This window comes from Pseudomonas putida S13.1.2, from assembly GCF_000498395.2.
GTDB lineage: Bacteria > Pseudomonadota > Gammaproteobacteria > Pseudomonadales > Pseudomonadaceae > Aquipseudomonas > Aquipseudomonas putida_Q.
In genome coordinates this window covers 1,296,986-1,310,189 of sequence record NZ_CP010979.1, presented here as the reverse complement: position 1 = coordinate 1,310,189, position 13,204 = coordinate 1,296,986, and the positions used below count along the sequence as shown (strand labels likewise).

The following is a 13,204-nucleotide window of genomic DNA, read 5'->3' as shown; positions in this document are numbered from 1 at the left end:
GATAACTTCTTCGTACGGCAGCCCCACATACAACGATAGGGTCACTGCGCTGGAGCATGCGCGCCAGCGAGGGTATCGGGAGATGGAGGCGCTGCTCGCCCAGTAGAAGGTTTGCATGGCACGGGCTTCTCCCGTGATCGCCGGCAAGCCAGCTCCCACGTGGACCGCATCGTATTCACGTCATGCGCAGTACCTGTGGGAGCTGGCTTGCCGGCGATGAGGCCAGGACAGGCAGCACAGAACCTCAGACAACTTCTTCGTACGGCAGCCCCACATAGTTCTCGGCAATGTTCATCAGCCCCGCCGGCGAGGTCAGGAAGTACTCGCGGTCGGCCTCCTGCATCTTCTGGTCCCAGGCATCCTTGTGGCTGCCGAAGTCATGCAGCAACTGGGTCATGAACCAGCTGAAACGCTCACCTTTCCATACCCGGCGCAGGGCCAGCGGCGAATACTGCTGAAGCAGGTCAATACGCCCTTCGCGGTACACCTTGACCAGAATACGGTAGAGGTAGTTGACGTCCGAAGCTGCCAGGTTCAGGCCTTTGGCGCCGGTGGGTGGGACGATGTGCGCAGCGTCACCCACCAGGAACAGGTGGCCGTACTGCATGGGTTCGACCACCAGGCTGCGCAGCGGCGCGATGCTTTTTTCCAAGGCTGGGCCAGTCACCAGATCAGCCGCTACGTCAGCGGGCAAACGGGCTTTGAGTTCGTCCCAGAAACGCTCGTCAGACCACTCCTCGACCCGGTCCTGCAAAGGAACCTGCAGGTAGTAGCGGCTGCGTGTCTGCGAGCGTTGGCTGCACAATGCGAAGCCACGTTCGTGGTGGGCGTAGATCAGCTCGTGATTGACCGGCGGTGTGTCCGACAGCAGGCCCAGCCAGCCAAACGGGTAAACCCGCTCGTACTGCTTCAACACACCCTCAGGGATGCTTTGCCGCGAAACACCATGGAAGCCGTCACAGCCGGCGATATAGTCGCAGTCCACCCGGTACACGCGGCCATCTTTTTCGTACGTCAGGTACGGCTTCTCGCCCTTCAGTTCATGCGGCTGGACATTGCTGGCTGAATAGATGATCGGCGCGCCACTGGCTTCACGGGCCTGCATCAGGTCACGGGTCACTTCGGTCTGACCGTATACCATCACTGTTTTGCCACCGGTCAGGGCCTTCAGATCCAGGCGTTGACGGCGCCCAGCAACCAGCAGTTCGACACCTTCGTGCACCAGGCCTTCACGGTCCATGCGCTCGGCTACGCCGGCTTCGCGCAGCAGGTCGACTGTGCCTTGCTCCAGCACGCCGGCGCGGATGCGGCCAAGCACATATTCGGGCGTCTGGCGCTCTACGATAACGTTATCGATACCGGCCTTGTGCAGCAGTTGGCCCAGCAGCAGGCCAGACGGGCCTGCACCAATAATTGCAACCTGAGTTTTCATTGTTGTTGTCTCTGTTCGGACGATGCCGGCCCTGGACTGGCAGTGGGGCGGCATCTGCTGTTAGGGTTTGCCCTTGCATTTTTACTGGCAAAAAATGCCCATTAGGTGTGCTATTCCATGAATAACCTGCACTTTTACAAAAATCGTTCGATTAACGGACAGGCCTGCCCGCATGAAATCCACCCTCCCCGGCGTCCCGTTGTTCAAGCTGTATGGCGAAAACACGGCCTGGCCCGGCACCGACCTGCTGCACTGCGAGTCCATCCCGGCGCGTAGCCGTTTGCACCACTGGGAAATCAAGCTGCATCAGCATGCCGAACTGTTCCAGCTCCTTTACGTACAGCGCGGCCAGGCCCAGGTTGAGGTCGAAGGCGTGCGCAGTGCCATCGGCGAGGCGGCGATCCAGGTGGTGCCGCCGATGACCGTGCATGGCTTTCGCTTCAGTGCCGATATCCAGGGGTATGTGCTGACCTTTGGTACCGCGCTGGTGGCGAACCTGGAACAGCGCCTGGGCGCGCCGCTGACGGTGCTTGCGAAATCGGCGTGTTACCCGCTGGGGCAGGACCGCGTGCACCTGCGCAGCCTGATAAGCACCTTGCAGCAGGAATACCAGGGCAATGCCCCCGCGCGGGCGGCCATGCTCGAAGCGCTGGTGACCGCGTTGATGGTGTGGATCAGCCGCCGCCAGCAGTTGGGGCAAGCGCCGCGAAATCGGGATGAGCGTGACCGCCAGTTGTTGGGGCAGTACCTGCGACTGGTCGAAGCGCATTACCGCGAGCACCTGTCGATGGAGGACTTCGCCGCGCGACTGAATGTTCCGAGCCTGCAACTGAACCAGTTGTGCCGGGCGCTGAGTGGGCAGACTGCGCTGCAGGTGCTGCACCAGCGTTTGTTGCTGGAGGCGCGGCGTAACCTGATTTACACGCGGATGAGTATCGGGCAGCTATCAGATAGCCTGGGGTTCACGGACCCGACGTACTTTGCCCGATGGTTCAAGCGCTTGAGTGGGCAGACGCCCAATGGGTATCGCCGGTCGGTGCAGCCAGAATGAATTGTGGTTGTCTGTACCGGCCTCTTCGCGGGCTTGCCCGCTCCCACAGAAGTGCGCCGCTTGCGGGCCTGACGCAATACCTGTGGGAGCGGGGAAGGCCGCGAAGAGGCCGGTGCAGACAACACGCATCTTCAGCCCTGCTTGACGTATACGTCAACCTGCAGTCAGGATAACCGCATACCCCACGCCGAGCCCCAGCATGAGCACCCAGACCTACAGCATCTCCGACCTGTCCCGCGAGCTGGACATCACCACCCGCGCCATCCGTTTCTACGAGGAGCAGGGCCTGCTGAGCCCCGAACGCCGAGGCCTGGAGCGCATCTACACGGCGCGCGACAAGGTCAGCCTGAAGCTCATCCTGCGCGGCAAGCGCATCGGCTTTTCGCTGGCCGAGTGCCGCGAGCTGATCGAGCTGTACGACCCCACCAGCGGCAACCTCAAGCAGCTCAACAGCATGCTGGCGAAAATCGCCGAACGGCGCGCCCAGCTGGAACAGCAGATGCTCGACATCCACCAGATGCAACTGGAGCTGGACACCGCCCAGGAGCGCTGTGAACAAGCCCTGGCCGCCACCCTGAACAACAAAGACAACCGCTGAACGCCACAGGAAACCCGCCATGCCCTTGCCAAAAGAAGTCCGTCTGGTCGAAGTAGGCCCCCGCGACGGTTTGCAGAACGAAGCCCAGCCCATCAGCGTTGCCGACAAGGTGCGCCTGGTGGACGACCTCACCGAGGCGGGCCTGGCCTATATCGAGGTGGGCAGCTTCGTCTCGCCCAAGTGGGTGCCACAGATGGCCGGTTCCGCCGAGGTGTTCGCCGGTATCCAGCAGCGCCCCGGCGTTACCTATGCGGCGTTGGCGCCAAACCTGCGCGGCTTCGAGGACGCGCTGGCTGCTGGGGTGAAAGAAGTGGCGGTGTTCGCAGCCGCCTCCGAAGCGTTCTCGCAGCGCAACATCAACTGCTCGATCAGCGAAAGCCTCAAGCGCTTCGAACCGATCATGGAAGCTGCGCGCAGCCACGGTGTGCGCGTGCGCGGCTATGTGTCGTGCGTACTCGGTTGCCCCTATGAAGGCAAGGTCAGTGCCGAACAAGTGGCGCCGGTGGCCCGTGCCCTGCATGACATGGGCTGTTACGAGGTGTCGCTGGGCGACACCATTGGCACAGGAACCGCCGGCGATACCCGGCGCCTGTTCGAGGTGGTATCGGCCCAGGTACCGCGCGAGCAACTGGCCGGGCACTTCCATGATACCTATGGCCAGGCATTGGCCAACGTCTATGCCAGCCTGCTCGAAGGTATCAGCGTATTCGACAGCTCGGTGGCCGGGCTGGGTGGCTGCCCTTACGCCAAAGGCGCTACCGGCAACATCGCCACGGAAGACGTGGTGTACCTGCTACAGGGGCTGGGCATTGCTACCGGTATCGACCTGGACCGGCTGATTGCCGCCGGGCAACGCATCAGCAGCGTGCTCGGCCGCGGCAATGGGTCGCGGGTAGCGCGGGCGCGCAACGCGCAGTAAGTCATACGGGTGTCACATACGTGTGGGTGAAGTGTTACCGGCCCCACGCTTCACAGCAAAAAATCGGGTAACAGGGAAACAAATCGACAAAATTTCAGGCTGGCCGGGTTGGACAAAAATCGTTAAGTCACTGTTTTTAAAGGATTTTAAAAAGTTGGCACGCACCCTGCTATATCTTTCGTACAAGAACAAAAAAAATGTGACACCCAATAAAAACAACAGGTAACGGCTCTGACATAACAAGAACAATACGGCAGAGGCGTAGCAAGCAGATCTTTTTGGAGTCGACACGCTTTTCAGGGGTACGCCCCGCGGTCTGGCACAGAACAATAAAACTACCTCAAGGTAGCTACAGTCAGGTTCGGATCAGCCATGATGAAAGCAGGTCAGCGCTCAAAAAAATACGTTTGCTCTTGACCCCGCATGGGGGTCGCACGCAACACCAAGGCAGGCTTACAAAAACAACAAAAAGCCAGCCTCAATAATAAAAAAAGAGCAAGCAGCAACGCTTTGGGGGGAGCTTCGGCTCCCCTTAGTGCTTCCTGCCCTCCTCCTCTTCCTGCTTTTCCTCATTCTGCCCTTCGACCTTCTCTACCAACAACGGCATTGTCGCCAGTACCAGCAGGGCCAGTACCGTGCTGATCAACGCCGTGGCTTCGCGACCCATGCCGGCAGCCGTACCAATAGCAGCAGTCATCCACAGCCCTGCAGCGGTAGTCAGCCCTTTCACATGGCTGGGGTCCTTCCCGTTACCTTTAAGGATGGTACCCGCACCCAGAAAGCCAATACCGGCGACGATACCCTGAATTACCCTGCTTAGCGCCTGTTCGTCAGCCCCGGCCGTGCTAGGCGCCAACACGAACAGGGCCGCACCCAGCGAGACCAGCATGTGGGTGCGCACCCCGGCAGACTTGCCTTTGTGTTCACGTTCAAAGCCCAACACAGCGCCAAGCACTGCTGCCATCAGCAGGCGCACGAGAATGCGCGTCACCTCACGCTCATCGGTGACATCGGCGAACTCGGCCTGGATTGCTTGCCAGATGACGTCCATCACAGTTGTCCCCATGCTGAGCATTGTGTGGCCATCGCCGGCCTACTCGCGGGCATGCCCGCGAATAGGCCGGCCTGCACTATGCAAGGGTTGACCTCTGTACACCGGGGAAAGTGCCGCTCAGCCTGTTGATGCAGCAACCAGCCCCCCACTGTGGTCCACCCTGTAACCACCAGCAGGAGCACCACACCATGCCCATTGAAATTGACGAAACCACCCAACGCTGCACCTTGATCGGCGAAGACCTGCGCATCGAGGGTGATGGCCCTGATGTCGAAATCATCACCGACGAACAACTGCGCATGTCAGTGGCCTTGCTCGCAGGCCAACGGGTGCCCATCACCGAATCCGAGGCCGATGCGCTGACCGTGGCGGGTGCGGTGGATAGCCGCAGGCATCTGAAGACCAGCGTACCAGGCTCGGTGATCTAAGGCCTGGCGGGGCCAAGGGGCAATCTGATACGGTTTTTATCGCAAAACCTGAGCCTGTGCTGATAACAGCCTCGGGGCCATAGTGCTCATGCCTGATCGAGGCCTGATGAGCACCGAGCCATGAACAATAGAATCCCTTTTACAGAGATCGCCACCGCCCCAGCCACTTCCCGACCGCGACACGCCGACAGCGGTATCCACACCCGCAGCTTTACCGGGCTGTACCGCAACCTGCGCATCGGCTTTGCAGGTGCCCTTTTTGTGCTGTTCTTTGGCACTGCCTGGCTCAACTGGAACGGCCGCCAAGCGGTGCTGTGGGACTTGAGCGAGAGCAAATTCCACATCTTTGGCGCCACCTTCTGGCCACAGGACTTTATCCTGCTGTCAGCGCTGCTGATCATCTGCGCCTTCGGCCTGTTCGCCATCACCGTGTACGCCGGTCGCGTGTGGTGCGGCTACAGCTGTCCGCAGAGCACCTGGACCTGGCTGTTCATGTGGTGCGAAAAGGTCACCGAGGGTGACCGCAACCAGCGCATCAAGCTTGCCACCGCGCCCTGGAGCCTGAACAAACTGGCGCGCCGCACGTTGAAGCACAGCCTGTGGCTGGCCATTGGTGTGGTCACCGGGCTGACCTTCGTCGGCTATTTCACGCCAATCCGCCCACTGGCCGCAGAACTGTTCACTTTGCAACTGGGCGGAGTGGCGCTGTTCTGGGTGCTGTTCTTTACCGCTGCCACCTACATCAACGCAGGCCTGCTGCGCGAAGCGGTATGCCTGCACATGTGCCCGTATGCGCGCTTCCAGGCTGTGATGTTCGACAAGGACACCCTGGCGGTTGCCTACGACCCACGCCGTGGCGAAACTCGTGGCCCGCGCAAGAAAGGCAGTGACGTAGGCGCCCAAGGCCTGGGCGACTGCATCGACTGCACGCTGTGCGTGCAAGTGTGCCCCACCGGCATCGATATTCGCGATGGTTTGCAAATGGCCTGCATCGGGTGCGCGGCGTGCATCGACGCCTGTGACGGGGTGATGGACAAGATGGGTTACGCCCGCGGGTTGATCGGTTACAAGTCCGAACACAGTTTGCAGGGCGGCACCACCCATTGGCTGCGCCCGCGCCTGCTGGGCTACGTCGCTGCACTCGGGGTGATGATTGCAGCGCTGGTGGTGGCCTTGCAGATGCGCCCGATGGTTTCGCTGGACGTCATCAAGGACCGCGGCCTGTTCCGTGAAAATGCCCAGGGCCAGATCGAGAACATCTACCTGCTCAAGGTCATCAACAAGACCGAGCGCACCCAGCACTATGCACTGCGCCTGCTGGACGCCGACGGTTTCACCTTGCAGGGCAATACCGTATTGGTGATCCCGGCCGGCGAAATGAGCGAACTGCCGGTGTCCGTGGCGATGCTGGCCGAGCGCCCGACCAGCAGCTCGCAAACACTGAGCTTTGAAATCAGCGAGCGCGACGACCCCGCCATTCGCAGCGTGGCCCAAAGCCGCTTCGTCGCACCGATGAACCGCTGATCCCTTACACTGACGCCACCTTGCCTGCCAGGCTTCGACAGAAGGCCCGAATGAAACGCTACGAACGCTTCGCCGACGACATTGCCGAACTGATCCGCTCCGGGGTATTGGGCCCCGGCCAACGGGTGCCTTCGGTACGCTACGCCAGCCAGACCCACGGGGTCAGCCCTTCCACCGTGTTCCAGGCCTATTACCTGCTGGAGCGGCGCGGGCTGATCCGTGCCCGGCCGCGCTCGGGTTATTTCGTCAACGCCCACGCCCCGCGCCAGTTCAGCGAGCCGCAGGCGTTGCAGCCGGTCAGCGAGTCCACCGACGTGGACGTCAGCGCATTGGTGTTCTCGATCCTCGACTCAATCAAGGACCCCAACACCATACCGTTCGGTTCAGCCTTCCCCAGCCCCGAACTGTTCCCGCTGCAGCGCCTGTCGCGCTCGCTGGCCAGCGCCAGCCGCAGCATGGACCCGCGCATGGTGGTCACCGACCTGTCGCCCGGCAACCCGCAGTTGCGCCGGCAGATTGCCCTGCGCTACATGGTCGGTGGGCTGATGCTGCCGATGGAAGAGCTACTGATTACAAACGGTGCACTGGAAGCCTTGAACCTGTGCCTGCAGGCGGTTACCCAGCCGGGCGACCTGGTGGCCATCGAGGCCCCCGCCTTTTATGCCTGCCTGCAAGTGCTGGAGCGGCTCAAACTCAAGGCTGTGGAAATCCCCGTGCACCCGCGCGAAGGCATGGACCTGGGGGTACTGGCACAGACGCTGGAAAAGCACCCGGTAAAGGCCGTGTGGTGCATGACCAACTTCCAGAACCCGGTAGGCGCCAGCATGCCGGAGGCGAAGAAGCAGGCGCTGGTGGAACTGCTGGCGCGTCATCAGGTGCCATTGATCGAAGACGACGTGTACGCCGAGCTGTACTACTCGACGCAGGCGCCCAAGCCGGCCAAGGCCTTCGATACCCAAGGCCTGGTCATGCACTGCGGCTCGTTCGCCAAAAGCCTGGCGCCCGGTTACCGTATCGGCTGGGTAGCGGCCGGGCGCTTTGCGCAAAAGATCGAGCGGCTGAAACTGATGACTTCGCTGTGTGCTTCGATGCCGGCCCAGGCAGCGATAGCAGACTACCTGCAGCACGGTGGCTACGACCGCCACCTGCGCAAACTACGCTACGCCCTGGAAGGCCAGCAGGCCAACATGCTGGCGGCCATCGCCCGGCACTTCCCGGCGCAGACGCGGGTCAGCCAGCCCTCGGGTGGCTACTTCCTGTGGCTGGAACTGCCCGAGCAGATGGACGCCCTCAAGCTGTTCCACATGGCCCTGGCGCAAGGCATCAGCATCGCCCCTGGGCCGATATTTTCGCCTACCCGCCGCTTTGGCAACTGCATCCGCCTCAACTACGGCAGCCCCTGGCATGATGGCGCCGAACGGGCCATGGAGACGCTCGGGCGGATCATTCGCTCGTTCTGATAGCTACAAGCCTGAAGGGCGACTATAGTTGCCCGATCCGTTCATCGGGCGTTGGGTCATGCAGCCAGATTCGCTTCCATCGATCACCCAGCTGCAGGCGCGTGTCGCAGAACTGGAAGCATGCCTGGCAGAACGCGAAGACAGCGCCCTGTCACACAACAAGCTGCTCGGTGAACTGCTCGACAACAACCTGGCCAACGTGTTTGCCGCCGACCGCAAGATGCGTCTGGTAGCCATCAACCGAATGGCTCGCGAAACCTTCGAACGCTACCGCGGCTTCGTGCCGCAGATCGGCGATTACGTGCCGCAGTTCCTGGCCAATCAGCCCGACATCATGAACCGGTTGGGCCCGGTTTGGCCGCGTGTGCTGGCCGGCGAAGCGTTCGTCGATACCGTCACCTTCGGTCCGCCTGATGCGCCGCGCCATTACGAAATCCGCTACCACCCGTTGCGTGACGCGCAGCAGCGGATCCAGGGCGGATACATGTTTGCCTATGACATCACCGAACGCATCGCCGAACAGCAACGCCTGCACCAGGCCGAGGAGGCTCTGCGCCAGTCGCAGAAAATGGAAGCGGTGGGTCAGTTGACCGGCGGCATCGCTCACGACTTCAACAACCTGCTGGGCAGCCTGCTCGGCGCAGTGGAAATGGCCGAACAGCGCCTGGGCCAACAACGCCATGCCGACACCGCCCGCATGCTCGAACTCTGCCGCAGTACTACCTTGCGCGCCGCTGCGCTGGTAAAGCGCCTGCTGGCCTTCTCGCGCCAGCAGACGCTGGTGCCGCGACCGGTTGATGTGCAGTGCCTGGTAGCGGGCATGCAAGACCTGATCGTCAGCTCTATTGGCCAGCACATTGATTTTCACGACCAGACACTGGCCGGGCAATGGTCAATTCACATCGACCCGCAGCAGCTGGAAAATGCCCTGCTGAACCTGTGCATCAATGCCCGCGATGCCATGCCCCTGGGCGGTACGCTCAGCATCGCTTGTGCAAACAGCGACCTCGCGGTGGCTGAGGGCAGTCAGCTGGACCTGCCTGCGGGGCGGTACTTGCACATTCGCGTTGCCGATACCGGCATGGGTATGTCCAGCACGGTGCGCCAGCGCGCCCTGGACCCTTTCTTCACCACCAAGCCACTCGGTCAAGGTACCGGGTTGGGGTTGTCCATGGTCTATGGCTTTGTCCGCCAGTCCGGCGGGCAGTTGCAGATCGAAAGCGTGGCCGGGCAAGGCACCTGCGTTCACCTGTACTTTCCCCTGGAGGAAAGCATCGCTGCCTGCAGCCAGCCTGTGCCAGTCACCACCTGCGTCGAGCGTTCTGCCCCCCGTGTGCAGCGAATCATGCTGGTGGAAGACCAGCCAGCCATGCGCCTGATACTTGTCGAAGTACTGACTGAACTGGGCCATGAAGTGCAGGCTTTCGACCGTGGCCGCCCGGCGCTTGAGGCTATGCATGCGGGTGTTCCACCGGACTTGCTGATCACTGATGTCGGCCTGCCCGGTGGAGTCGACGGTTATCAGCTGGCAGAGGCGTTTCAAACGCTTGTGGCCAAAGCCCCCGTATTGCTGATTACCGGCTATGACACTGCCGACATCCCGATCAGTAGCCGCCCGGGCAGGCGCACCGAGGTGCTGTGCAAACCGTTCAACCTGCAGAGCCTTGGCCAGCGAATTGACCGCTTGCTGGGGATTGCCCCGCCGCAACGTTGACCGCCTATCCGCCTGCGGGTGAACACGTTAAAGTCTGCGCATCCTTTTTCGTCGGACGTCGGCATGCCATCCCGCGACCTGCTCACACTGCGTCAACAAGTCGAAGCCCTGCAACGGCGCAACGCGCTGTTGGAAGCACAGCTCGCCAGCTTTAAAGACCAGGATCAGGACTTTTACCGGTCGTTGTTCGACACCATGGACGAAGGCTTTTGCATCATCGAGTTCTTTGACGGCCCACATGGCCCGCTGAGTGACTATGTGCATGTGCTGGCCAATGCGGCCTACGCCAAACACGCCGGCATCCCCGACGTGGTCGGGCAGAAACTGCGCGAGATGGTGCCTGATGAGGCCGATGACTGGGTGGCCCGCTATGGCGCTGTGCTTCGCACAGGGGAACCGCTGCACTTCGAGCAGGAGCTGGTCGCCACCGGCCATGTACTGTCGGTGACCACTTTTCGCGTAGAACCTGCAGAGAAACGTCAGGTAGCCGTGCTGTTCAAGGATGTCACCGAACGCCGGCGTGCAGAGCAGGCCCTGCAGCGCCTCAACGAAGAACTGGAACAACGGGTGAATGCCGCACTGGCGGAGCGACGCTTGTTTGCCGAATTGGTGGATCACAGCGTGGTCAATGTGCATGTGGTGGACAAGGGCTTGCGCTGGCTGGCTGTCAACCGCCAGGCCAAGCATGACTTCCACCAGCTGTACGGAAGGACCCCGGAAATCGGCGAATACCTGCCCGGGCTGTTCGAAGATGGAGGCGCTGGCCAGACGCCTGTCTTGCCACTGTGGCAGCGCGCCCTGGCAGGCGAGCAGTTCATCGAAATTGGCACCTTCGGCAAGCCTCCCATGCTGCGCCATTACGAATTGCGCTTCAACGCCTTGCGCGACCCAAAAGGCGAGATACAAGGCGCGTTTCTGTTCGCTTATGACATCAGTGAACGGGTGCAAGAGCAGGAACGCCTGGCCAAGGCCGAAGAAGCGCTGCGTCAGGCACAGAAGATGGAGGCCGTAGGCCAGCTCAGTGGCGGCATTGCCCACGACTTCAACAATCTGCTGGGCGGCATTCTTGGCGCCCAGGAACTGATGCGTCAACGCCTGGACCAGTCACGCTTCGACGCCCTGGAACCCTTGCTGGAGCTGTCCAGCGGCTCGGCGCAGCGGGCCTCTTCGCTGGTGCACCGGCTGCTGGCATTCTCTCGCCAGCAGACCCTGCAACCCTGCTCCACACAAGTGGCCACGCTGGTGGCCGGCATGGAGGACCTTCTGCGGCGCACCATCGGCCCGGCCATTAGCCTGAGCAGCCGCTTCGCCAGCCAGCTGTGGCCGACCTTCATCGACCCGCCTCAACTGGAAAGCGCCCTGCTCAACATCTGCATCAACGCCCGCGATGCCATGCCTGCGGGTGGTGTGATCGAGATCATTGGCGATAACCTGATGCTTGACGACGAGCAGGCCCTGGCAGTGGAGCTGCCAGGCGGCGAGTATGTGCGGCTGAGTATCGTCGACAACGGCAAGGGCATGTCGGCTGAAGTGGCGGAGCGTGCAGTCGACCCGTTCTTCACCACCAAACCGATGGGCCAGGGGACCGGGCTGGGTCTGTCCATGACCTACGGCTTCGTGCGTCAGTCGGGTGGGCAATTACGCGTGCTGTCGGTGCTTGGCGAAGGTACCCGCATCGAGCTGCTGCTACCCCGCCACGACGAGCAGCCCAGGGTTCCTGCCGGCAAACCGCAGCGCACGCCTTTGCAAAGAAGCAGCGCGGCTGCGAAGCGCATTCTGTTGATCGAGGACCAGACCGCCTTGCGCCTGGTAGTGGGCGAAGTGCTGGAAGAGCTGGGCTATCGGGTGGACGCCTTCGAGAATGGCCCGACCGCCCTCGCCCACCTGCAAAGCGGCGAACGGCCAGACCTGCTGCTGAGCGATATCGGGCTGCCGGGTGGCCTTAATGGCCGCCAGGTGGCCGAGCGCTGCCGAGTGCGCTACCCAGACCTCAAGGTGCTGTTCATCACCGGTTACGATGAGAGCGCGGCGCTCAGCGACGGCCAGCTGTTGCAGGGTACCTCGGTGCTGACCAAGCCGTTTGAGCTGGAAGCACTCGCCGAGCGGGTACGCGAGCTGCTGGGAGATTGACGAGCGCGCTCAGCGCCCGCCGCTCAGGTCGATGAAACTGCCGGTGGAGTAGGACGCTTTGTCCGAGAGCAACCAGAGGATGGCTTCGGCCACTTCCTCGGGGCGCCCGCCGCGGCCCATGGGCAAACCGGGCTCAAGCTTGCTGACCCGGTCGGGGTCGCCGGACAGGGCATGGAACCCTGTGTGGATGTAGCCTGGGCGTACGCCGTTGACCCGCACGCCCTCGCCTGCCACTTCTTTGGCCAGACCGATGGTAAAGGTGTCGAGCGCGCCCTTGGAGGCGGCATAGTCGACGTATTCGTTGGGCGAGCCCAGGCGCGCAGCCATCGATGACACGTTGACAATGGCCCCGCCCTGCCCTCCATGCCGGTGCGCCATGCGCAGCAAGGCGTGCTTGGCACAGAGCATGGGGCCGACGACGTTGGTTTTCATGATCTTCAGCAGGCGGAATTCGGACATGTCCTCAACGCCACTCTGCTGACCGATGGTGCCGGCGTTGTTCACCAGCGCGGTGACCGGGCCGAGCGCTTCGTCGACGCGCTGGAACAGCTGGATGATCTCATCCTCGACGCTGACGTCGGCGCGCACGGCGATGGCCTCGGCGCCCAGGGCGCGGACCTGGCTGAGGGTGGTTTCGGCGGCCTGGTCGTCGGCGTGGTAGTTGATGCAGATGCGGTAGCCGTGGCGGGCGGCAAGCAGTGCTGTGGCGGCGCCGATACCGCGGCTGCCGCCGGTGATGACGATGACGTTCTCCATGAATTTGCCAATCGCTTGGGGAAGGGAGGATCGACAATAGGCGAAAAGGCTACAGATGGGAATGACCGAGGTCAGCTCACACAACCGTGGGCCTACCCTCTGTTGCTCTTGCTCTTGATCTTCGCGACTTCAGGAGGC

Annotated in this window: 11 protein-coding genes; 8 read left to right on the top strand and 3 right to left on the bottom strand. The window is 61.9% G+C overall.

Annotation, left to right across the window (positions count from 1 at the left end; genetic code table 11):
* Positions 1-244 precede the first annotated feature (244 nt).
* The gene (gene pobA, locus N805_RS05895) at positions 245-1,432 is read right to left on the bottom strand and encodes a 4-hydroxybenzoate 3-monooxygenase (RefSeq protein WP_028613053.1); all 1,188 of its coding nucleotides are present in this window, start codon (positions 1,430-1,432) and stop codon (positions 245-247) included.
* Between the two features lie 172 nt (positions 1,433-1,604).
* Here pobA and N805_RS05890 point away from each other — a divergent pair, with 172 nt between their 5' ends.
* The 3 genes from N805_RS05890 (at position 1,605) to N805_RS05880 (ending at position 4,000) form a co-directional block, all read left to right on the top strand.
* Entirely contained in the window at positions 1,605-2,483 is an 879-nt protein-coding gene (locus N805_RS05890) for a helix-turn-helix domain-containing protein (RefSeq protein WP_028613054.1), read from the top strand.
* 199 nt (positions 2,484-2,682) lie between these two features.
* Positions 2,683-3,081 carry a MerR family transcriptional regulator gene (locus N805_RS05885; RefSeq protein ID WP_016487404.1) on the top strand — a complete coding sequence of 133 codons (399 nt, stop codon included), beginning with the start codon at positions 2,683-2,685 and terminating at the stop codon, positions 3,079-3,081.
* 19 nt (positions 3,082-3,100) lie between these two features.
* The gene (locus tag N805_RS05880) at positions 3,101-4,000 is read left to right on the top strand and encodes a hydroxymethylglutaryl-CoA lyase (RefSeq protein ID WP_019472747.1); all 900 of its coding nucleotides are present in this window, start codon (positions 3,101-3,103) and stop codon (positions 3,998-4,000) included.
* Positions 4,001-4,532: 532 nt separating this feature from the next.
* On the opposite strand, the gene N805_RS05875 is transcribed toward N805_RS05880, so the two are convergent.
* Positions 4,533-5,051: an MgtC/SapB family protein gene (locus tag N805_RS05875; protein WP_019472746.1), complete on the bottom strand. Its 519-nt coding sequence runs from the start codon at positions 5,049-5,051 to the stop codon at positions 4,533-4,535.
* Between the two features lie 191 nt (positions 5,052-5,242).
* Between N805_RS05875 and N805_RS05870 the strand changes: the two genes are divergently transcribed.
* The 5 genes from N805_RS05870 to N805_RS05850 all read left to right on the top strand — a co-directional run bounded on the left by N805_RS05870 (position 5,243) and on the right by N805_RS05850 (position 12,310).
* On the top strand, positions 5,243-5,482 hold the full coding sequence (locus tag N805_RS05870) for a DUF3203 family protein (protein WP_019472745.1): 240 nt from the start codon (positions 5,243-5,245) through the stop codon (positions 5,480-5,482).
* Positions 5,483-5,602: 120 nt separating this feature from the next.
* Positions 5,603-7,006 (top strand): cytochrome c oxidase accessory protein CcoG, encoded by a 1,404-nt coding sequence (gene ccoG / locus N805_RS05865; protein ID WP_019472744.1) that lies wholly within the window; start codon positions 5,603-5,605, stop codon positions 7,004-7,006.
* Between the two features lie 50 nt (positions 7,007-7,056).
* The gene (mapR, locus tag N805_RS05860; RefSeq protein ID WP_019472743.1) at positions 7,057-8,466 is read left to right on the top strand and encodes a GntR family transcriptional regulator MpaR; all 1,410 of its coding nucleotides are present in this window, start codon (positions 7,057-7,059) and stop codon (positions 8,464-8,466) included.
* A gap of 58 nt (positions 8,467-8,524) precedes the next feature.
* Entirely contained in the window at positions 8,525-10,180 is a 1,656-nt protein-coding gene (locus N805_RS05855) for a PAS domain-containing sensor histidine kinase (RefSeq protein ID WP_019472742.1), read from the top strand.
* 63 nt (positions 10,181-10,243) lie between these two features.
* Positions 10,244-12,310 (top strand): PAS domain-containing protein, encoded by a 2,067-nt coding sequence (locus tag N805_RS05850; RefSeq protein WP_019472741.1) that lies wholly within the window; start codon positions 10,244-10,246, stop codon positions 12,308-12,310.
* A 9-nt stretch (positions 12,311-12,319) separates the two neighbouring features.
* On the opposite strand, the gene N805_RS05845 is transcribed toward N805_RS05850, so the two are convergent.
* On the bottom strand, positions 12,320-13,066 hold the full coding sequence (locus N805_RS05845; protein WP_019472740.1) for an SDR family oxidoreductase: 747 nt from the start codon (positions 13,064-13,066) through the stop codon (positions 12,320-12,322).
* Positions 13,067-13,204: the final 138 nt, after the last annotated feature.